At 70.0% G+C, this 22486-nt stretch carries 12 protein-coding genes; 3 read left to right on the top strand and 9 right to left on the bottom strand.

The window, feature by feature from the left end; all coding sequences use genetic code 11:
• Nucleotides 1-70: 70 nt before the first annotated feature.
• From drmB to ACIPPM_RS12040, 5 genes are all read right to left on the bottom strand, one after another.
• The gene (gene drmB / locus ACIPPM_RS12060) at nt 71-1933 is read right to left on the bottom strand and encodes a DrmB family protein (protein WP_401446096.1); all 1863 of its coding nucleotides are present in this window, start codon (nt 1931-1933) and stop codon (nt 71-73) included.
• Complete coding sequence (locus ACIPPM_RS12055; protein ID WP_401446094.1) at nt 1930-5178, bottom strand: helicase-related protein; 3249 nt, start codon at nt 5176-5178, stop codon at nt 1930-1932. The genes drmB and ACIPPM_RS12055 overlap by 4 nt, the downstream gene beginning before the upstream one ends.
• Entirely contained in the window at nt 5175-7079 is a 1905-nt protein-coding gene (locus ACIPPM_RS12050) for a UvrD-helicase domain-containing protein (RefSeq protein ID WP_401446091.1), read from the bottom strand. Before ACIPPM_RS12050 ends, ACIPPM_RS12055 begins: the two co-directional genes overlap by 4 nt.
• Entirely contained in the window at nt 7076-11833 is a 4758-nt protein-coding gene (locus ACIPPM_RS12045) for a DEAD/DEAH box helicase (RefSeq protein ID WP_401446089.1), read from the bottom strand. Before ACIPPM_RS12045 ends, ACIPPM_RS12050 begins: the two co-directional genes overlap by 4 nt.
• A gap of 173 nt (nt 11834-12006) precedes the next feature.
• On the bottom strand, nt 12007-12222 hold the full coding sequence (locus ACIPPM_RS12040) for a hypothetical protein (RefSeq protein ID WP_401446087.1): 216 nt from the start codon (nt 12220-12222) through the stop codon (nt 12007-12009).
• 519 nt (nt 12223-12741) lie between these two features.
• Between ACIPPM_RS12040 and ACIPPM_RS12035 the strand changes: the two genes are divergently transcribed.
• From ACIPPM_RS12035 to ACIPPM_RS12025, 3 genes are read left to right on the top strand one after another with little or no spacing between them, the layout of a single operon-like run.
• A complete protein-coding gene (locus ACIPPM_RS12035; protein ID WP_401446085.1) occupies nt 12742-14883 on the top strand; it encodes a helix-turn-helix transcriptional regulator in 2142 nt (713 codons plus the stop codon).
• Between the two features lie 3 nt (nt 14884-14886).
• Nucleotides 14887-15882 carry a hypothetical protein gene (locus ACIPPM_RS12030; protein ID WP_401446082.1) on the top strand — a complete coding sequence of 332 codons (996 nt, stop codon included), beginning with the start codon at nt 14887-14889 and terminating at the stop codon, nt 15880-15882.
• Complete coding sequence (locus tag ACIPPM_RS12025) at nt 15879-16754, top strand: DUF6339 family protein (RefSeq protein ID WP_401446080.1); 876 nt, start codon at nt 15879-15881, stop codon at nt 16752-16754. The genes ACIPPM_RS12030 and ACIPPM_RS12025 overlap by 4 nt, the downstream gene beginning before the upstream one ends.
• A gap of 5 nt (nt 16755-16759) precedes the next feature.
• Here ACIPPM_RS12025 and ACIPPM_RS12020 read toward each other — a convergent pair whose 3' ends face one another.
• From ACIPPM_RS12020 to ACIPPM_RS12005, 4 genes are read right to left on the bottom strand one after another with little or no spacing between them, the layout of a single operon-like run.
• Complete coding sequence (locus ACIPPM_RS12020; protein ID WP_401446078.1) at nt 16760-18121, bottom strand: DNA cytosine methyltransferase; 1362 nt, start codon at nt 18119-18121, stop codon at nt 16760-16762.
• Nucleotides 18122-18132: 11 nt separating this feature from the next.
• Nucleotides 18133-19128: a DNA cytosine methyltransferase gene (locus ACIPPM_RS12015; RefSeq protein WP_401446075.1), complete on the bottom strand. Its 996-nt coding sequence runs from the start codon at nt 19126-19128 to the stop codon at nt 18133-18135.
• Nucleotides 19116-19526: a very short patch repair endonuclease gene (locus ACIPPM_RS12010; RefSeq protein WP_401446462.1), complete on the bottom strand. Its 411-nt coding sequence runs from the start codon at nt 19524-19526 to the stop codon at nt 19116-19118. The genes ACIPPM_RS12015 and ACIPPM_RS12010 overlap by 13 nt, the downstream gene beginning before the upstream one ends.
• Before the next feature lie 54 nt (nt 19527-19580).
• A complete protein-coding gene (locus ACIPPM_RS12005) occupies nt 19581-22460 on the bottom strand; it encodes a Z1 domain-containing protein (RefSeq protein WP_401446459.1) in 2880 nt (959 codons plus the stop codon).
• Between the last annotated feature and the right edge of the window lie 26 nt (nt 22461-22486).

Raw genomic sequence — 22486 nt, 5'->3', positions numbered from 1 at the left:
TGGTGCTTCTTCGTGGGTTTGTCCGCTCTTCTGTCTGCGCCGACACTAGCGCGCGGTCCTGCGACCGATCTCAGGGCTCCACGATCCCCGAGAAGAAGCCCAGGCCAGGCTCTTCCGGTGTGCCGACCAGAAGCGCGCGGTCGAGCAGGACGTTGTTGTGTTCGCAGCTCGTCTCCGGGAGCAGCACGCAGGCGTGGCAGGCCGCGAGGTTGGTTCCCGCCGTGCCGGAGGCCTCCGACTCGACGCAGAGGGGGTCCGAGGAACACCACTCGGCACGGTGGACGGCCGAACGGATCGTCCGGTCGAGGTTGTCCGGTTCGCCCTGGGCGACGAGGCCGCCGAGGCTGCCGGCCGAGTCGCTCGTGGCGGTGTAGACGAGGACCCCTGCCATGTCGTCCGCGGCGTACAGGCGTTCACGCAAGGCCGCTGCCGGATAGCCCGCCTCCAGGCTCCACTCGTTGATCAGGACGTGAGCCAGGGTGTGGAGCAGCACCATGCGGGGGGTGGCGGGGGAAGGGGCGACCCGGCTCGGATCGTCCGCGCGCTGCTCCAGCGCCCGCTGGTGCGCCGCACGCATCCGCTCGACCCGGGCCGCCACCGCGGGGACCTTCTCCCAGGCTTCGAGGCGGTCCTCGTCGAGACGGAGGAAGACGCCCTCGCCGTGCACTTGCATGGCAGGAAGCCACACGAGTCCTGAGTCGGAGAGCGGTACCTCGTTGGACTCGATCGGCGCGTCGGGGTCCGCGAGCCGGGTGAACGCCTTCAGGGCGCGAACCTCGCGCAGCTTCTTGACGAGCATGGGGCCGGCGACCCCGAGCGGGCGAAGTACGGCGGTGTCGCCCAGCGGGCTCTCGCAGATGAACTGCTCGTCGCGGGAGCGCTCACGCTCGTCGTTGCCCGAGCGGAGCCGCTCGTACTCCTTGTTGCGCAGGGCGCGGTAGCGGTGGTCGAAGGTGGGAGTGTTCTCGCCGGCGGGATCCTCCTCGCGTTCGGCGTCGAGGAGCGCCATCACCTCGTCGATCGGGACGGGGATCTCGCCCTTGAAGGCGAACTTGAGACACCTCTCGATGTCCGAGCGATTGTCGAGCTCGCGGAGTTCGTCCCAGTACTCGGCGAGCGGATCGGCGCGGCCGTCGCTCCACGGGGGGATCGAGAGCGCCGACTTCAACACGGGCTGCCACACGGCGGATGAACCGCGCTGGAGCGTGCGCGGGGTCAGGCCGCAGCTCTGGGCGACGGCGGACGTGCCGAGCCAGGGGCGGGTGCCGCGGCAGCGAAGCCCCAGGTCCTTGAGCGCGCTCCTTCGGAAGGAACCCTCCATGGACACCTCGGGCACCCCGCAGGTACAGGAGACGAGAACGGAACGGAGCGAGGAGCTACGTCCGGACGAACGCAGCTTGAGGGTTCCACCGCACTGGCCGGCGGTCGTGGTACCGCGGCCGGAGGCGCGATGGACCCACTGCCAGTACGGGAACTCGTCGAGATGTCCGGCCTCGCAGGCGAGTACGAAGCGGGAGGGCACCAGGTCGACCTCGCACGTACCGCAGACGCTCCGGCCGGGAGGCGGGGCGAAGTCGCGATGCCGACGCAGGTCGTCGCACTCGGGACAGGAATGCATGAGGGGGAAGCGGCGAACCCGGAGACCGTCCTTGCTCGCGTCGTCGGACGCCGGCGGCAACCGGAAGTGCTGGACGCCCAGGAGACGAGCGAGGCGGCGTTCGAAGATCCGAGGGGACTCGTCGACGCTCCAGTGCTCGTCGGCCCCGTCCAGGCCGGAGACGACGAACGACTCGTGGTCGACGGCGACGAGCGAGCCGATCCCGTACGTGGTGATGGCCTGGGCGCGACGGATCGCGCCACGTCGGGGCAGGTTGCGTGCGGGGGCGGCGCCGCCCGGGAGGGCCCGGCGGCGGCGTGCGGGGGGCGGTGTCATCGGGATGCCTCCATGAACAGGGCGGACTCGGCGTCGACGTCGCGCAGGCTCCACAGGGTGGACCACGCCTCGATGTGCTCCGACTCGTCGTCGTACGACTTCAGGAGCGAGGGGACGCGGCTGCCCCTGCGCGGCTCGAAGAGCAGTCCGCCGTGGGTGTCGGCCTCGTCGCACCACCAGTCGACGAACTCGTCGAAGGCGTGGGACACGGCGTCGACCTCTGCGGGGGCGACCCTCTGGACGCGGCTCAGGAGGATGGGCTTGATCTCCTCGCGGAGGAGGTGCTCGTACGAGTCGACGCGACCCGCGGCCTCGTTGGGGCGGGCGGCCGGCACGAGGATGCGGGTCAGGGCGACGACGACCGCGTGCAGGCCTCGCTCACGGGCGCGGGCGGAGAAGGGCGTGACGGAGGTGGACTCGACCTGACGGTAGAGGGCGGAGTGGAAGTGCAGGAAGTTCTCGTAGTGGGAGCGGTCGCGGGAGCGGGTGGCGTTCAGCATGACGGCGACCAGGCCGGGGTGCGCGCGGCCGACACGGCTGCCGGCCTGGATGTACTCGGCGGTTGTCTGTGGCTGACCCATCACGGCCATCAGGCCGAGACGGTCCACGTCGACACCCACCGCGATCATGTTGGTGGCGAGGAGGACGTCCACGGCGTCCGGGTCGGGGAGCCTCTTCTCGATGCCCTTGAGCCGGGCGGGGATCTCGCTGGCGTCGATCCGGCTCGTCAGCTCCGAGTAGTTGGTGACGGCGCGGGCCGCCACCCCTTCCCGCTCGGCGAGCAACTCCAGGTACGCCACCACGTCGTCGTGGACCTGGAGTTCGGCGGCGGACAGCAGGCGGAGGCTGTTGAAGTAGCCGACGAGACTCCAGTACGCGTCCCGCACCTCGTCCTCGGTGCGTGCCTGCTTGGCCCGGTGCAGCAACGTCGCGTACGTACGGATGAGGAGGGTGGACTGACTGGTGCCGGGGGCCAGCAGGCCGACATAGCGGCGGCTCGCCTTCTCCTCGCGCGGCGTCTCCACGGCGAACCACGAGTCGCGGGCGTCGAGGCCGGCGGGCGGGAACTGGCGGACGTCACGCGCGAAGAGGTTGCGCCCCTGCTCGGAGGCGCGGCGGATGGTCGCCGTGGAGGCGATCACCTTCGGGCGGCCGGCGAGCGCGTCCACGGCGGTCTCGTAGAGACCGGTGAGTGTCCCCAACGGTCCGGATATCAGGTGGAGTTCGTCCTGGACGATCAACTCCGGAGGCGGCGTGCGGTCGCTCGGGTCGTCACGGTTGAAGAGCGCCGCCGTGGCAGGGCGCCACGGCATCGAGGCGAACTTGTCGACGGTGGCGATCACAAGGGTCGGTCGGGCGTCGTACACCGCCTCGTCGATCAGGTGGACCGGCAGGCCGTCGATGAAATCGCAGTCGGTCCCGGGGCAACGGACGTGCATCCGCCTCGCGTCCTCGTCGACCTCGTAGGCGCGGGCGTCGAGGCGGGTGCCGCACCACGGGCACGCGTGCAGCTGGACGGGGTTCTCCGTGGCGAGACGCTTGTCGGGGGCGCCACGCAACTCGGCCAGCTTCTTCTCGGCCTGCGCCAGGGTGTTGGGAGTGGCCGAGCGGCCCACCCACATGCCGAGGGAGAACTCCTCGTCCCCCAGATCGGGTGTGTCCCGACGCATGCGCTCCATGGCGCACAGCAGGATCGCCGCGCGCTCGAACTGCTGGAGAGTGAGCAGCCGCAGCGTGTAGCGCATGAGCACGGTGACACCGCCGCCCTCCGCGCCCTTGCGGATGCGACGCAGGAACGAGGTGAGGGCGATCAGCCCGAGGTATGCCTCCGTCTTGCCACCACCCGTGGGGAACCACAGGAGGTCGGAGACGCCGCGGTCGCGATGGTCGGGGTCGTCGATGCCGGCCAGACAGAGCAGCACGAACGCGATCTGGAAGGGACGCCAGCGGCCCGCGGCCGGATCGGGTACGCCGGCGCGGCCGCTCTTCACCCAGGCGCTGCGGGCGCGCTGGTCGGCCATGGCGCGGTTGGCGAGTCGGAACGCTCGCATCAGATCGGGCTCGGAACCGAGCAGCGCGATGCCCTCGCGGATGCGGCCGAGCGCCTCGCGACAGGCCTCCACCTGGTTGCGTGCCGACTCCTCGTACGTGCTGCCGGCCAAGGCGTCCGCCTCGGCGCCCTTGCGGTCGATCCAGTGCTCGTAACCCGTGGCGAGCGCCTCCAGGGCGGCCAGGACCTCGGCCTCGGGGCGCTCCGCCAGGCCGAGCATGGACAGGGCGGAGTCGTCGATCTCCGGGTTGGAGTCGGTGAGCAGCACCTCCACGGTGGGCACGAACTCGCTGTGGACCTCGGTGACGGCGGCCAGGACCGTGTCCGTCACGCCGATCGGCGGCGGCACCCAGTCCCACTCGGCGGCGCAGCCGTGGCCGACGGCGAAGGTCGGGGCATGGCGGTGCAGCAACCGGCTCGTGGCCACCTCGACGTCGTGCGCGGCCATCGGGGCGGGACGCTCGACGAAGGCGCCGGCGCCGTTGGCCGCACGGACCGTGAGACCGCACTGGAAGAGGGAGAACGCGTCCTGGAGTTCCCGCTCGCCGACCTGGTGGGTGTTGACCAGGGTGACGGTGATCGTGACCGTGCCGGTGGTCGGGTCGGGACGTCGCACGTTCACACGCAGCGCGGCTCCGCCTCCGAGGTCCCACGTCCGGTCGGGTCGGGGCACCGTCACGTCGACCGCGGTCTCGGGCAGCGGAAGCTGCTCGCGCCGCCACTGCTCGCGTTGGTCGGACGTGGTGCGGGCCTCCGCACGGCGGGCGGGGATCGGCCGGCCCTCGCCATCGGTGGGCTTGTAGACGGCGGCTCGCGCCGAGATGACGACGGTGTCGCTCACGTCCGGGGACACCGCGAAGGTGAGACCCATCGACGAGGGACGGCGGGCACCCGCGGAGCCCACCTCCTGGGCGGTCCCGGACTCCTCGTCGCCGCCGCCCCGCAGCGGGGTGTCCTGGTCCCCGCGCTCCTGGTCGTCCTCGTCCAGCCGCTCTCGGGCGGCGGCGTTCGCGGGACGCGGATAGAGCACGCCGGTCAGGTACCGGTCGATCGGCGCGTCCTGGGTCAACACCTCGTCCCGGTCCTCCGGCGCGCCGTCCGGCGCCGGGCCGAGCAGCTCTCGGCGAAGTCCCGCCAGGAGTTCCTCGTCCCGCACGCGGTAGTGCTCGGAGTGTCGGCCTGTCACGTGCGTCATGCGCGCTGCTCCTCGTCGATGTCGGCCCGGCGGTACCTTCCGATGCCGGTGATCCGGGGGGCGATCCACACGCCTCGGTCACCCAGCCCGGCGTTCGCGCCCGCCGCGGTGCTGCCCGTCACCGTCTCCAGGGTGTCGACCCGCAGACCGTGGATCTCGTCCGGCCACCACGGATCCCATGTACGGCTCACCTTCTGCACCTGGAACAGCTCCTCGCGGAACCGCTCCGACGCCTCACCGATCATTCGTCCGTCGTGCACCAGGGCGTAGGGCGGACTCTGGCGCTCGCCCATCGGCAGCTCGTGCATCCGGCGCAGCACCACCTCGTGCCCGGAACGCACCCGTTCCAGGAGATACGTCTGCACCGCCGGGGCATCGAGATCGCGACCCGGCGGCTCGTCACGGCAGACGTCGGCCGCCTCGGCGACGATGCCGAACCGGTCGTACGACCGCCACCCGCCCACGTACCGTCGACCGCTCCTCCTGCCTCCCGCTCTCCTGAGGATCGGCAGCTCGGGAGGTGCCACGTGGTAGAGGTCCTGGCGGGCGCGGGTCATCGCCACGTACAGGGCTCGGGCCTCCGCGGGGAGGTCCAGCTCCTCCTTGTACCGCTTGTGGAGTTCGGCGACGCTCGGCGGCGCCAGAATGATCACCCGGTCGAACTCCAGGCCCTTGGCCCGGTGCACGGTGGAGACGACGACCGGGGCGCTCTCCGGATCGGATGCCTCGTCGGGGAACCTGCCGTCGGCGACGGAACGGCGCAGGCGTTCGAGATCGAGCACGTCGCGCGCCGCGCCGCGCGCGGTCCGACGCAGCACCGCCCACAGGGCCGCCGCGTTCGGCTCGTACGGCAGGGGGATCTCCGCGAGCAGGGAACGGAAGCGATCCTCCGTGAGGCCGGTCGCCTCGGTGCGGCGCAGCAGCTCGCTCACCCAGTACGGGACCGGACGCTCCTCGAGAGGGCGCCGGAGCCGATGGTCGACACCGTGCTCGTGGAGCAGACCGGAGACCACGAGGGCCTCCCGGTTGTCGCGGGTGAGGATCGCGCAGGTGTCGGAGAGAGTACGCAGCCCGTCCAAGGTGAGCCGATCGGTGAGGCCGCTCATCGCGTTGGTGGGCTCCAGGAGCAGATCGCGCAGCTCCTCGTAGAGCGCGGCGGCGTCGTCCGCGTCGGTGGTGCGCTGGATCCGGGGCCCGTGGGCCAGCGCGATCCGGGCCTCGGGGGTCGCGGCGCGGAAGTTCCGGGTGAGGCGCAGTTCCACCAGGTCGTCGGGATAGGAGCAGCGCAGCCAGTCGAAGAACCGACCGGTCTCGTCGGCACGTTCGGCCGGGTCCTCGATCTGGAATCCGTAGACGGCCTGTGCGGCGTCGCCGACGACGGTGAATCCGCAGCTGTCCTGGTACCGGTCGAGCAGCGTCTCCACCAGTTCACGGCGGGTACCCAGCAGGTCCTGGACCTCGTCGATCACGACATGGGCGGGCGGAACGGCGTCCCCGGCCTCCAGCGCGCCCTTCTCGATCGCCCGGGCCGCGGCGGTGATCCGCTCGTCGAGGCCGACCGTGCTCCACTCGCCGTCCGGGTGGGCCTGGCGGAGCACGCCGTAGGCCCAGGCGTCGAAGGTCTGGGCACGGACCCGGCGGGCCCGCTCCCCGTGCCGGGCTATGCGCTCGCGCAGCTCCCGGGCGGCGGCACGCGAGAACGTGAGAACGAGTATCTCGGCGGCCTCCAGTGCCTCGTCGGGGTCCTCGTGGCCGCACAGGGCTTCGAGCCGGCGCACCAGGGTGTGCGTCTTGCCCGCCCCGGCTCCGGCGGTGACCAGTACCCGGGAGTCCCAGGGCTGCTCGACCACGGTCCGCTGCTCGTCGGTGAGCGGCGGACTGTCGAGGTAGGCGTCGGTCACTTACGGCTCCAGAGGTGCTCGAACTGGGTGAAGGCGAGCTTGTTGTCGAAGTTCGCGATGTTGTCGCTGACGTTGAGGATCAGGCAGGTGTCCTTGCCACCGTTCCTGGGACCACGCAGGCCGCGACCGATCATCTGCTGGTAGACGTTGGTGCTGTAGACGGGGCGGGCCACCACGACCACCCGGGTCGCGGGGGCGTCGAACCCCTGGGTCAGGACGCCGTAGTTGGCGAGCACCCGGATACGTCCGGCACGGAAGTCCTCGATCCGGCGGCGGCGATCCTGGGCGCTGGTGGTCGAGTCCACCGCGGCGGCGGGGACACCTCGGTCGTTCAGCATGGCCGCCAGGTACTTGGCGTGATCCACGGAGGTGGCGAAGAGCAGGGTCGGCCAGTCCGCCGGGAGAGCGACCACCTCGTCGACGATGCGGCGGCTGCGCGCGTGGTCGTCGGCGAGGCGCTGTTCCGCGGCGCGGGAGAGGATGGCCATCCGGTCGGCCTGTGCCCTCTCCTCACGGGTCAGTTCGATCCGGCCGCCTTCCAGGGTGCGATGCTCGACCTGCGCGAGCATCCCCCAGTCCTGGAGATCGCGGTACGGGTCGCCGGAGGGGAAGACGCCCTCGTCGAGACGCCGGTTGCCGAAGCGACCGACCAGCCGGCGGGTCTCCTCCTCGTTGGTGTTCCGGAACGGGGTGGCGGTCAGACCCAGCAGGTGTCGCCTGGTCTCGTACTGGGTGAGACCCAGCTGTCCGAGGATCTCCGTGTACCGCTTGGAGACGGCGGTGTGTGCCTCGTCGACGATCACCAGCGCTGCCTGCCGCAGCCAGGCGTACGCGTCGGTGCCCAGGCAGCGCTCCAACTTGGCGTCCGTGGCCACGACCAGGTGCGGGTGGTCGACGACGTCCCCCACCTCGTTGGTGCTCCACAGTCGGCTGATGGTGAGCGGTCGCTCCGCGCCCACCTTGCTCCACACGAACTTCCAGCTCTGCACGGCCTGCTCGCACAGCTCCTCGGTCTGCGCGATCCACAGCAGAGGGCCCTCCAGGTCGCCGGCCTGCTTGACCCAGCGGATCACCGCCTCCGCGGTGACGCGGGTCTTGCCCGCACCGGTGGGCAGCGACAACATCGCGCGCTGGGGGGCGAGCCGGTCGAGCAATGCCGTGATGTTCCGTACCAGGTCCTCCTGGTAGTCGTGGAGGCGCGGGAAGTCCCGAGGACCGTCGACGGTCTCGAAGGCGGGCGGAGTGGGCGTCCGGGAGCCGGCGAAGGCGGTGGGGAGGCCCAGGTCCGACACGAAGGTGACCGCGGCCGACGAACCGCCGTATGCCACCGGCGCGTTGGGGAAACGGCTCTGGATGTCCCGGGCGTGCTGCTGGAGAACGCCGTCACCGTGCGCGTTGAAGGCCATCTGCGCGATCCTGTGTCCGGAGGGCTCGGCGCCGGTCTCCTGCACCTCGGCGTCCATCAGGCCCTCGGGCAGGCCCGACCGCAACGCCTCGGCGCCGATCAACAGCTCGATCTTGGCGACGACGTCCTCGGCATCGCGCACGGCCTTGACGGCCGCCCTGGTCGCGCTGTCCCGGGCCATGCGCTCCTGCTGCTCCAGGACCGCGCGGCAGCCGGCGGCGCCCAGCCCGAGCTCCAGTTCGCGGTCGATCAGCCGCAACATCGACTCGGGGGCCAGGGGTACGCGCACCTTGACCGTGCTTCCCTGACGCACCGCGTCCAGCGGGCGGGGCTTGGTGCCGTTGGGGGTCCGGGTGACCTCCTCCAGCTCGGTGCAGCGCTGCACCACGCTGTTCCGGTTGCCGCTGTTCAGTCGCTGGCGCAGCGCCGGGTACAACTCGACCAGGGGGACCGGGTCGCCCTCGAGGACCTCGCGGGTCTCCAGGCTGATGACGTCGGCATAGCGGAGCATGCCCCACTTCTCGACCATCAGCTCGGCGTCCGCGGCGTCCGCGACCAACAGGGCGGGAAGCTGTTCGGCGCGCAGTGCCCGGTACTCGGCGGACCCGACGGCGACGGTGATCTCGTCGTCGGGGCGGGTGTCCCAGCTGTCACCGACGCGGCAGCGGGTGAGCGAGTCCTCGGGGAAGTCCGCCTCGAACCGCGTCAGCATCACATAGGTGGCGCCCACGAAGACATCGTCCTCGCTGCGCGACACCTCGGTCAGCAGTGCGTTCCAACGGTCCTTCGGCACCTCCTCGACCGTGATCGGCAGCCGCAGCTTGCGAGCCTTCTCGGGCGAGATGTCGGCGACCGGCAGCACGTCGCGGTACGCGGCGAGCTGGGGGCCGACGGCTTCCTTCAGCGGCTTGACCCCCTGGGAGGTGGCGACGGTCCCGTACTTCCAGAGCATCCAGCGGATGGGCGAGGCCACGGCCTGCCGGGTGGCGGACTGCGCGCCGACCTGACGCGTCCAGTTGTCGACCACGGCGTCGTCGGGCAGGGCCTTGAGGAAGGCCGCGCGCGACTCCTCCGACAGGGAACGGAACAGGTGCAGGGGGCCACCGATGGGGGAGCCCTCCACCTTCACGCGGTTGAGGGCGGTGCGAGGCGTGCGCTGATCCAGTCCACGCAGGTAGGCGGAGTGGACGGCCTCCCGGTACTCCTCGAACCACGCCTCGCCGTCCGGCCGCACCGAGGAGGAGGGCCGCTCGCGCAGGCCGATCTCCGGGAAGAACGAGAGGTCGTCGGAGTGGAACTTCTCGTCGACGGCGATGCTCGGGTCACGTCGCGTGTCGACCACCGCACCGGGCAGCATGCAGTCCCGGGCCGGCCGGAACCTTCCGTCCGCCGTGCGGACCCGCAGCGTCTCGCGCGGGTCGGGCACGCGCTCCAACACCTTGTGCGCCAGTCGGCGTCCACCGGCCTGACGGAACAGCTCCCAGAACCGCTCCCACTCGGAGTCGCCGTAACCGTCGAAGCCCTGGTCCAGGACGCTGGTGAACCGGCCCTCGGCGTCCGCCTCCCGGACGCCCAGGACGTTGAGCGCGTGGGCGAGGGACGGGTCCTGGGCGATGTCGCCGACCACGTACCTCGTGGACTCGCGCAGGCCATTCTCGTCGGCGCGACGGAACACCAGACCGGGCACCGGGGCGACGAGGCCGTGCTCCTCGGTGAGCACGATCTCGGCCTGTCGGGCCTCCTCGGCGTACGGCGAACGGATCTCGACCATGTCCGCGAGGATGCGGATCGCTGTCGCGGATGCCTCGGCGGTGCCGCAGGCGACGAGCGCCTCCAGCCACTCGCGCACCCGAGTCCGTTCGTGTCCGGCCGCCGCGAGGATGTGCTCGACCTTGCCGGAGCGCAGGACGTCGGCCTCGGCGCTGGGATGCAACCAGTTCGCGGGGCGCCCCGGGCACTCGTGCCACATGCGGAGCCAGCCGGCGAGGCGCTTGAGATCCTTCTCGAACCGAGGGTGCACGCGCAGCTCGGTCGGCACGCGCAGCACTCCGTCCTGGTCCGGAAGCGAGGGCCGCACCGCTGACCTGGCCCAGATCTCCCGGGTCAGGAACTCGTCGGCCCAGCTGATCGCCTCCTTCACCCGGCCGGGCAGCAGCGGGAGGTGGGCGGCGGGGTCCTCGGCGGGCGCCAGGCGGGGGAGCGAATCGATGACGAGTGCCGCGGCCTGCTCGATCATCTCCTGGTTGAACGGCGAGGAGTCGAGCAGGTTCTGCCGGTCCTCGTTGGTCTTCCACGCGCCGTTCAGGATGCCGCTCAGGGACATCTCGTACTTGGTCGGGAAGAAGGACCAGAACTTGCCGCGGCCGCGCACCCGCGAGTTGACGTACAGGCCGCTCACCGGGTCCTTCTCCAGGGCGGGGACGCCCCAGGAGAGGTCGAGCGCCACCCGGTCGTGGAGTTCACCGGCGTCGGCCCGTGCCTTCGGGCCGGGCGTGTGGGTGGTGGTGAACACGCGCCAGCCGATGGTGGCCATGGCCTTCCCGGTCCGCTCCTCGGTCACGCTGTGCAGGTCACCGACCTGCCGTGCCGTCAACACCCGCCGCATCAGGGGCCGGGGACGCCGGTCCTCCAGGACGACCTTCGCGACGTGCGGGGAGAAGAGCTGGAAGCCGACCGGGAACTCCTCGCGGAGTTCGCCGCCTTCCTTGGCGCGGTTGCCGTGCATGTCCCGACCCAGTCGGTCGTCCGCCCTCGGGAGCAGCGGGAGGCGTACGACGGTGGTCGCCCAGGTCAGCAACTCGTCGAGGACGGGATCGGCGGCACGCTCGGTCGGAGCGTCGAGCGGGCGCGCCATGCGCAGCACGGGAGCGTCGAACTCCGGGCCGTAGCGCTCGGCGACACCGGGCACGGACTTGATCTGCTCGTACGACCAGGCCCGGTCGAAACCGAAACTCCCGGTACTGCTGAAGAATTCGGGGGCGTCACTCACCACGAGAACGGATTTCACACCGACACCGAATCGCCCGATCTGGCCGCCGCGCTTCTTCGACATGCTCATCCGGAGAATGGTCTCCGCGCCCTCCGAGGTGACCGGTTCTCCTTCGTTGGCGCAGTAAAGATGTGTCTCGGTGAGTACGACATGAATCTTCCCGCCCGGCTGGCCGGCGATTTCGTCGGCCGCGTTCTGGACGAGCTCGAAGAGCTGACGGTCGCCGTATCCTCCTTGAGTGATGCGGCGTTCTCCGTTGGCGTGTTCATTCACCAGGCCGGGGTCCACCGCATATGTCTGCAGGACGCGCGTGGACTGCTCGAGGACGGTTCTGGTCACCGGTGAGGAAGAAGGCGACACTGCTTCTGCGCTCCTGCGATGTTGAGGTCCGGAATACTGGTGCTCCGCAGGCCGGCCGCTCTGTCATCACGCGGCCGGCCCATGAGCGTGCATCGACCATCTATTAGCTTCTCGGTGCATGGACCAAGCCAGGCCAAAGCTGCTGAAGGTCTCGGTGGACTGCGAAAATGTTGTCAGTCGTCCTGTTCTTCGGGCAGGTCCCAGAAATACTTCGCGAGCCCGGGAGCATCGGCGACGAGATCAGCGACGGAAATATCGTGCCGCTGAAGCGTTTCGCGTGCCTGATGCTTGTTCTTGAGTCCGTAGAAATCGAGCTTGAATGCGCTCAGTTCGCGGAACGAGGCCAAGTGGCCAATAGGGCCGTCTTCGTCATCCATCGCGTGGTCCACCCCCACAGTGTCGACTTTTCGCGTCGCGTTACGCATGCGGACAGGCGTATCCCCCACGACCGGGTCGCACTTCTCGGACGAGAAGCTTTCCCGTGAAATAAGCTAGCGGTACGAGGGTCCGCTCCGCCAGCGTCTTTCGAGCTTTCTTTCCGGATCGACCTGTGAGCGCTTACTACCCGCGGGTCGAGTAAATGGACAGAGCTCCGCCCGGTCGCCCACTGCATCGAATTCGACCCTGTGTGCGAGACGGCACTTCCGCCATCATGAACGCTATCGGGCGCGCCGTGGAATCGCAAGGCCTCATTCCCGTGACTGGGCGCGGAATTGGTTTTTCCGATTGCAAAGACATTGCGAATAGGTGAATAACATGCCGTACCGGACATGTTGGACACAAGGATGCGGCATCCCGGAAGTCGAGAGCGGTCAACTGTTGTTTGACACGCTGTCATTCGTCAAATTAACCTCCTGATCTGCCACACGCGAGCGGCGTGCGGTCCGGAGGGGAAGAGCAGGTGGCACGTGGAGACAGGCGAGGAATTCGGGCCCTGGCTCGCCCGGCAGCTGAAGCTCGCGGGGAAGACACAGGCCGAGTTGGCCGACGAGCTGCATTTGACCCGCGCCGCTGTCTCCGCCTGGGTCACCGGACGATCCACCCCACGCCCGACCGTGATGACGGACATCGCCAGGGCACTCGGCACGGATGTCGGCACCGTGCACACCCGCACCACGGACACCCAGGTCGGCCTGCCCATCGCCTGGTACCACCGCCCCGGTCACCCCGACGGCGGCCGTGAGCTGGGCAATGCCGCGGCTTTCGCCTTCGACGCGGACGTGCAGGTGCTCGCTCGGGAGACCTGCCAGAACAGTCTCGACGAACGTCTGGTGGACAACGGAAGGCCCGTCAGGGTCCGCTACACACTCCATGAACTGACCGGGGAGAAGCTCGACGCCTTCCGTGAGGCGATCCTCTGGACCGACCTCTTCCCCCATTACTCCGCCGTCTCGGAGAGTGCCGGTAACCAGAAGGTCGGCCGGGTCGTCGACGCCGGTGTGCGCGACATGTACGAGAAGGGTCGCCTGGTCCTGTTGCGGATCGACGACTACAACGCCTCCGGCCTCGTCGGCGACGACTACGCGGACGGTAAGTTCGCCGCGGTGGTGAGGCGTCAGCTGGAGAGCCTCAAGTCGACCCAGGGCGCCGGTGGTTCGTACGGTCTGGGCAAGGCGACCCTGTGGGCCAACAGTGCCCTGGGGCTCGTCCTCATCAACTCGACCCTGTCCGTGCCGCATGAGGGACGGACGGAGCGACGGCTCATCGGGCGGCTCGAACTGCCCTGGCGAGAGGTGGGTGGGCAGCAGTACGCGGGGCCCGCTTGGTTCGGGCGCCCCGATCCCGACTCGCTCGGCGCCCAGGTCGCCCGTTCCTGGTGGGCGGACGAGGAGACGGTCGACCGCCTGCACCTGACCCGGGAGAACGACGAGCCCGGCACCTCCTTCCTCGTCGTCGGGGCGCACGACGTGGCCAGCCTCGACGAGAAGAGGTCGGACGTCGACGACGAAGCGGTGGACGAGGACGGCGACGAGGACACGCGTGACATCGCGCGCATGCACCGGCGGCTGGTCGAGGCGTTGAGCCGCGACTTCTGGGCCGCGATGATCGGGGGCGGCGGCAGGCCACCCCTGTTGGAGGTGTTCGTCCGTTCCTTCCGCAACGGGGTCGAGGTCGTCGCGGAGGAGCAGGTCGACCCGTCCGACATGCAGCCGTCCCGGACCCGCGCGCTGCGGGCGCACTTCGAGGGTGCCACCGTCGATCGGCTGACCGAGGCGGGGCAGGTGGCGGCTCGTGGCGTCCCGCTGAGACTGCCGCTCTCCGGAGGTGCGCGGGGGACTCTCGGCACGCACGAAGCGATCCTGCTGATCACCGAGGCCGAGGACAAGGACGGGCTCAAGAACCAGGTCCACTCGTTGCGTGGCAATCGCATGACGGTCAAGAACACGACCGTGCCGAACCTGCCGGTCGGTACCAATCCGTTCCAGGCCGTGCTCCTGGCGGGCGAGGCCGCCGGGGAGTCGGCCCCCTTCGCGAGGGAGGCGGAGGAGTTCCTGCGCGCGGCCGAGCCGCCCGAGCACGACCGCTGGGGACAGACGGAGGAGTTGTCCCTGCGGTGGTCCCCTTCCGCATACCGCCGGATCAACTCGTTGACCACCGAGGTCAACAAGACGGTCAAGGAACTTGTCGCACGCCCGAAGCGCGGCGATCGAGCCGGGGGAGAGGCGCTGCGCAAAGCTCTCACCGTGAAGACGAGGCCCAAGGCCAAGGTGCCTTCCGGGCCGGTGGCTCCGGTTCTCGACGACATCGAGGCGACCGTCGGAGAGGGCGGCGAGTGGCGGATCGCCGCGGAGGTGAGCATTCCCCGGGGGGACGAGATCACCCCGATGGTGCCGGTCGCGCTGTTGGACGTGCGCTCGGGAGGTCGTCCGCGGCTGGACTGGGCCGAGCTCGTGGCCGTCGAGGGCTGCGAGGTTGAGGACGGAGTCCTGCGGTTCGCGCCGGGCGCTCGTCGAGCGAGGTTCCATGGGGCGACCGATGTCACCAGCCATCCGGTCAGGACCGCGCTCACCAGCCTGGTCGTCGAACTCCGCGCGGACAAGGGGGAATGACGCGTGAGGATCTACCCGTACAAGCGGCTCAAGCGGCCGGTCGCGCTCAGGGTGACCTCGGCGTCGCTGAAGCTTCCCGACGGTACCCGTGACCAGTTGGAGACCTCCGCGTACTCGACCCAGCAGCAGGCCGTGGCGCTCGGCAGCGCGGGCCACACCGACTGGGTGACCGCCACCGTCGGACTGTCCGCGACTCTGCCGCCCGGAGTGGACGCACCGGACGCGGCCTGGTCCGATCTGCAGGTCCTGGCCGTGCTGACCGACGGCGAGACCAACAAGCGCACCACGGTGCGGTTGAAGCAGGACAGGGACGACGGCCGGGACTGGTCAGGATCCCTGGAGGTGCACCGGGACGATCACATGGGGCGCGCGTCCCTCGCCGTGCACGCCGTCGCGACCGTGGACGGCGTACGGGGCCGCGCCATCACGGAGACCGACCGGAGCTGGATCATCGACACGGTCTCCGACGAACCGGTTCGTGGGCTCCAGTTGGACGTCCAGAGGGCTTCGTTCAGCAAGACCTCCAGGGAGTGGCTGCACGCCTACACGGACGCTCCCTGGATCGTGGACACCTCGGCCCGCGTTCCCACCGTGTTCGTGAACACCGACGTCGAGGGGGTCATGGGGCTGCTGGACAGCGGTGGCTCCGGCGTGGAGGGCAAGGTGCGAGACCTCCTGGTCGCGCAGATGTCGACCGATGCCTGGACCGCCGTCTTCCACGCGGCCATCGGCGATCTGGAGGTGGAGCCCGGTGGCGGCCCGGTCTTCCCGACCGACTGGAAGGGAGAGGTGCTCCGGGAGATGCTCCCCGACGTGGTCCCCGGTGCGCATGTGGAGCAGGCGCTGCGAGAGGTCCACCGCCGGCGCACCGGCGAATCGGGCTGGGTGGAGCTGCAGACCCGCATCCACTACGCGGCGGTCCGCCGTGCCGACGCCGCCAAGGCGCTCGGCTACGCCATCCGCGGCCTGGAACAGCTGAACCGTGGGAGTGACGCGTGATCACCAGACCGAACCACGTGCCCGAGCGCTTGGCGTTGCTGGCCGCCTCGGCCGCCGAGCCGTTCCTCACGGAAGAGCTGCTCAAGGCCGAACAGGTGCACGCCGGCATCGATCTCGCCAAGGTCGTCGAGCCGCTCCCCGAGGACGACGCCAGATGGTCGGTCGAGCCGATGCGGGCTCTGGTGGAAGACGCCATGTTCGAGTTCCGGGATGACCGCACCCGTGCCGACGCCTGGCTCGCTCCCCGGCTCCACGCCACGCTGCGTCTGTCCCGACGCGAGGCGGCGGACAGGCGTCTGTGGAACCACCTCGCCGTAGCCGTCGCCCCCGACTACGTCGCCTGGCGCCATCTGCCGGAGCCGACGGCGAAGAAGCCGGTGCCTCGCATCGCCGCGGAGCGCTTCCGCGGTCCCGGCGACCGGCAGTGCTTCTCCCGTCTGTGGTGGGCGGCCGAGCTCTTCCGGAACGGACCGGACTACGAGCCCGTCGAGGTCGCCTGCGGCAACCAGGACCTCGTCCACACGGTTCTCCGGCTCGAACTGATCGACCACCGTCCCACCGCCCAGGCCATGGTCCGTCTCCTGAAGAACGGCCGGGTCACCAACGGCAGGGAGATCAACGGTCTGAGCACGGCGATCAACGCGGCCGGTGCGACGCTCGTCTACGACGTCCTGGCGCCGGACGAACCCCGAGATCCCGCCCCGTTGCGGGACTGGATCGCGGGCGCGGCCTCCGCACCACCGGTCGCGCGGCGCGGACTGCCGCAAGGGCCGGACGAGGCTCCCGTGCCGGAGGAATCCGTGGCCGCGCTCACCGAGTACTTCGCGGAACTCTTCGAGAGCGCGCCCGTCAGGGGCCGGGACATGCGCTGACCGACCTACTGCTTCGCCGAGGCCGTCCTGCGCGGGCGCGAGGAGGGCGGCGGAACCTGGTCCTGGGCGCGTGGACATCTGTCCGTGCACGCGTCCGGGTCCCCGCAGCCGTGACTCCGCAGCTTGGCCCGCTGTTCCTCCGTGGCGGCGGACCACGGTCTCCTCAGGGCCTCGGTGTCGGGCACGGGAAGACCGAGCGCCGCGCAGAGGAGGTGCATGCCGAACGCGGGAGGCACGGCATTGCCCACCTGCTGTGCCTGCGCCGTGCCCGACCAGGGGTAGTCCGGTGGGAAGCTCTGCAGCATCCCCGCCTCGTTCATGCTGAAACGCGCGCCCTCGTGCACGACTTTCTCGTTCAGGTGCTCGAAGACCACGAAGCGGGAGATCCGCCCGGTGACGGTGGCGGCGGGCTGCTGGTCGGTGCGCACGCCGCGGCGTCCCGGTACTCCGGAGCTGCCGTAGTTCGAGCGGACCAGGAAGGGCGCCGGGCGGCCGGGATGAGTGCCCACCGGCTCGCGCAGCACGTCGGCCATCGAACGCCACGGTTCCCGGTGCCCGTCCGCGTCTTGCCGACGCCGCTCGGGTGTCGATCCGTCGGCGTCGTCCAGGCTGGCCTGGTGGACCTCGGCGCCGGTCGAGGCGGCCCTCCGGTTCCATTCCTTGGGCACGTAGGCGCGGTGTGTCGCCGACGGCAGTGAAGGACGACCGAGCCCCACCCGCCGGGCGATCAGCACCGCACGTGATCGGGTCTGAGGTACCCCGTACATCTCGGTGGCGAGGACGTCGAAGGTGACCTCGTACTTCGTCCCGTCGGGCAGCCCCTTGTCCCTCAGCGCCTCGGCGTAGCGCGTCCAGACCGGGGCGACCGTGGGCACCTGTTCCAGGACGATGACGTCGTAAGGGCGGTTGTCCCGGTTCGGACTCCGGGTCGCCCGGATGGCATAGCGAAGGGGCTCCAGGATCAGGCCGGTACGCGGATCGTCGCTGAACCTCGCCAGCTCGGCGTCGATCTTCTCGTCGGACGCGCCCGCCACGAGTTCGTCGATGTACCGCGTGACCTCGTCCAGGGCCGCACGGCCGGCGCCGTGCCCGGCCACCGAGTAGGTCTGGCACGGAGGACCCCCGGCGAGGACGTTGATCTCCGGCGGCAGCGACTCGAAGCTCTCCCGGCGGAACGCGCTCACGTCGGCGTGGAGCGTGTCCAGCCCCGCCGCGTACCGGGTCAGGCAGGCACTCTTGTCCCACTCGATGCCGAGGCTGGGGATGTCCAGGGCGTGCGCCGCCACGTCCAGTCCTCCGGGGCCCGCGAACAGATCCAGGACGAACGGTCTGTCGAGGATGTGCTGGTAGGGCGCCGTGCTGGTCATGAGGGTGAAGTCTAGCCGGCCGCGTGGGGTGCCGGATCACCGTTCAGCGCCTTGGCGACGGCTCGCCCCAGTGCCCTCCCCACGGGTGGTGGGGTCGCGTGGCCGACCTGGCGGTAGCGAGCCGTCTTGCGCCCGCTGATCCGCCAGGTGGTGGGGAAACCCTGCAACATCGCGGCCTGCTCGACCGTGAGCTTCACCATGTTGTCCCTGCCGAGTTCCGGGGCCCAGACGAAGTCCGGACCGGGGACCCGATCACCCACGGTATGAGCGTTGACACCCATCGTCGCCCATTTCTGTTTGGCTCTGGTGGGTCCGAGGTCGGCGCCGCCCCGGTTCTTCGAGCCGCCGACCAGGGTCGGAGCGGGCCGGTCCGCTCCGGCGGCCCAGCGGTCGGCGTCCGCCCAGCCGCGTACGGCCATGGACGACCCCAGCGCGGTACCGACGGTCACGGGTTCCTCGACCGTCGGTACCGGCGGTCGGAAGGCCGCGGCCCACTCCTGCCGTACGGCCACCAGCACGCCGTGCTTCCGGCTCTGGGGGACACCGAAGTCGACGGCGTTCATGACGAACCAGGTCAACGCGTATCCCAGGTGATCCAGCTCGGAATGCACGAAGTCGCGGAAGCGCTGGTGAGCGTCCGAGTGGATCAGCTCGGGGACGTTCTCGATCAGCACCGCGCGCGGCCTGATCGCGTGGACGAGATACACGGCCGCTTCCAGGAGCCGTTCCTCCGAGCCGGTGGCCACTCGTCGGGCGGTCGCACTGGACCTCACCCGAGGAAGGCCGGCGGCGAGGAGATCCACGTCGTGACTCACCGGATGCTCGGCCGGGTCGAAATCCAGCAGATCCGCCGTCAGTACGTTCCACAGCGGCCGGTTGCTCCGCAGGGTCGTCACGGCGAGCTCGTCGTCGTCCAGCAACAGGCGCGGTTCGAATCCCGCCTGCTCCAGCCCGAGCGCCAGGCCGCCCGCTCCGGAGCACACGTCGACGAACGTCAGACTTCCCACTGTCTCCCCCTTCGGGCCCGCTCCGCCAGGCGTTGTTCCACCGCCGCCTGCACCCGCACCGCCACTTCCGCGGGAGCCTCATGCTCCCAGAAACGCAGTACCGTCCACCCCTGTGCGATCAGATGGTTCGTCGTCTCCAGATCGCGGGCCATGTTCCGGTCGAGCTTCTGGCGCCACCACTCGGCGTTGGCCTTCGGGTGCGTCGCGTGTACCGGGCACCCGTGCCAGAAGCACCCGTCGATCAGGACGGCCACCTTGGCCCGGGTGAACGCCACGTCGATGCGCCGACGGGCCATGCCCGGCACCGGATATTCCAGGCGGTAGCGCAGGCCGGCCGCGTGCAGCAGACGTCGCACGGCCAGTTCGGGCTTCGTGTCCTTGCTGGCCTGGCGCGACATGCGTGCCGACACGGCGGGGGAGAAGGGCCTCACGTCGTCCAATGGTGTCGCGCCTCAGATGTTCGTGTCGTCCCGGTCGATGACGATCGCGTTCTCTCGGCCCGAGTCCTTCGTCCGGAACCGGACCAGGGCGCGCCCGGCCCCCACCGACGACGGCGGTGCGACGAAGGAGAACGCCATCACGACCTCACCGGCTGCCAGGGCGCCGTCGGGCGAGAGGCGGGGCTCCGACTCCACGACCGGGTAGAGCAGGAGCGCTCCTCGACGGGGACGGGCGAGCTGCTCGACGGACGCGTTCCCCGGCGTCTCCATGGCGCCCGCGATCCGCAGGGCGGCGGCCCGGTGCTTGGGTTCGCTGATCGCGCCGAAGAGGGACCCGCGTCGTCGAGTACGACGGGCCGGCGTGAGCGGGCCGTACCCCAGGAGACTCGCCTCCACGCGCTTCGCCGAGGTCTGCGACGGGGCGATCACGACCCAGTCGTCGATCGCGAGCGGCCCGCCCTCCGCTGCCAGCAGGAACTCCAGGTGCGGGGAGAACTGGCTCGGGGTCGACCAGCGCAGGTCGCACAGCACACCGGTCAGCGTCTGGTGCGACACCGTGCCCACGCGCGCCTCGTACTCGGCTCCACCTCCGGCCGACAGTCGCACCGGGTCGCTGCCCAGGGCGGCGAGCACCGGTTCCCAGCACTCGGCGTTGTGCGCCAGGTCGCCCGGGGTGTCCGGGTAGGCAGTCGGTTCCACCCATGTGCCCGGCGACCGGACCTCCACCAGCTCCGCGTTGAACATCTTGTTGCGGGCGGACGGCTTCACCCACGGCAGATGCTGGGCCACCAGTGGCGGGATCCGGGCCGGTGTCACCTGCGGGAGACCGTCCACCAGCGGGGCGTAGCGGGTCAGCTCGGCACGGAAGATCTCCTCGTCGCGGCAGATCGCCTCGAAGGCCTCGTACAGGTCGACGGTCTTGGCGTTGGCGCCCTTGCCGAGTTGCTCGGCACGGCCGATGTACAGGCGCACGAGGTCCCGGTAGCCCGGCCGGAAGCCGAACCAGCGGCCCATCTGCATCAGGGTGTCCGCCTGCTGTGTCGTGCGGCGGTAGTACGAGACGGTCAGGCCCTCGACCGTGAAGCCGCGGGACAGTTTGGTGCCGCCGACGAGGATCTTCCACACGTTCGGCGTGCGGTCGAAGTCCAGGGCGGCCTGGGCGTAGTCGCTCTCGCTCTCGCCGTTGACGACCAGGACGGGGCCGCCGCCCTGGTTGATCAGCCTGCGGGCCCCGTGGACGTACGGTTTGAGTTCCGCGTACGTCGCGGGGGTGGGAAGCGCGTCGTCCGCGTGCCGGCGGAAGTCCTCCTCGAACACGGTCGCCAGACGGGCGTGTCCCTCCGGGCCGGTGTAGGCGGCGGTGCGCCACATGGTCTCGATGCGCCCGGCGAGCGCGGCGTGCTCCGCCATGCGGACCGACTCGTGCACGAGCATCGTGTGGTGCCGGAACGGCCCGTCGGGGACGCCGTGATCGGCACGGTAGAGCTTCAGGGCACCCGCGAGGACGAAGGAGTCCAGCGCCTCCCGGAGACGGTCGCCGGAGCCGTCGTCGATGCCGCGGACGTGCTTCTCCTCCGCGTCGCCGTCGACGACGTCCAGGTCGTGGAAGTCCTGCACGCCCATGTAACCGGTGGGGCGGGGGAGGGAGATGAGGAAGTCGCGGGGGAAGAGGTCCTCCTCGTCCCCGGGGTCGATGAACACGTTGGCGAACGGGGTCGCCGTGTAGCCGACGTACTGGGCGCGCGGCAGGAGCTCTAGCAGCTTGCTGATCCGACCGTTGATGGCGGTGCGGGTGACGGTGCCCGCCTCCCACTTCTTCGGGTCGGTCGTGTTCACCGATGCCTGGTCCGACTCGTCGTCGATGATCAGGGCCGGGATCTCGCCGAGGATCGGCCCGATCTTCTTGAGGTCCTTGACCAGCTTCTCCAGCACCGACTTGTTCTTCTTCACGACCAGGACACGGGCGGGAGCCGTGTGCAGGTTCGCCGGGTCGTGGAAGGGGCGGGTGTGGTCGGACCTCTTGAACTCCAGGGCGCTGATGCCGTTCTCCAGCGCCATGTAGTCACGGTCGCGAGAGGTGAGGCGCTCGATGTCGAAGGCACCCAGCAGGGAGGGTCGGGCGCCGAAGGAGACGAACTTCGCCGGCCAGTCCTCGTCGTCCTGGTAGTCGATGTCGATCAGGGCGTCCGGGTCGTCCGGGTCGGCGGCGCCCAGGATGTTCTCCTGGCCGATCAGTTCCATGTCGAGCCGGCGCTGGGTCTGGTCGCGCAGCAGGTTCAGGGTGCCGCCCAGCACGATGACGAGACGGTAGCCCGCGTCCACGGCCTTGGCGGTGACGCCGGTGAAGTTGGCGGTCTTGCCGGACTGCACGTAGCCGACGACGAGTCCCCGCGCGCCGTAGGGCTCCTTCCGGGTGGGATCGGCGAGGCGTTCCACGACCGCGTGGGCGGACTCGTCCAGACCGGAGACCGCCGCGTCGCTCCAGCCCTTGCGACGCAACAGGCGCTCGTACGAGGTCCAGTAGAAGGAGCGGTTCGCGGCCTGCTCGCGGGTGTACCAGGGCTCGAACTTCCCACTGATGGTCACGGGGCCCGGCTCGGCGTGGACCGCGACCGCCGCGTCCAGGGCCTTGCGCAGGTCCGCGCCGAACGCGAGCTTGTCGTAGACCTCGACGCGCCGCTCCACGGTGCGAGGCGCGGTGGCCGACCACGTGGGGGACTGTTCGAAGTCCCACGCCGTGAGCTTGCGTCGCCACAGGGCCAGCAGCTCGTCCCCCGCTCCCGCTGTCAGGACACGGTCACGGAAGTGGGTCATGTCCGTGTCCGCGGGCTCGTCGGCATCGGACAGCACGAAGGCGAGCTTGGCGAAGTGCTTGGGCCCACGGCGGCTCATCGCGTCGAGCACCTCACCGTGCAGGG

It is taken from the genome of Streptomyces sp. NPDC090119 (genome assembly GCF_044747085.1).
Classification (GTDB): Bacteria; Actinomycetota; Actinomycetes; order Streptomycetales; family Streptomycetaceae; genus Streptomyces.
The sequence above is the reverse complement of the archived record's forward strand: the minus strand, read 5'-3'. Positions and strand labels throughout refer to the sequence as shown.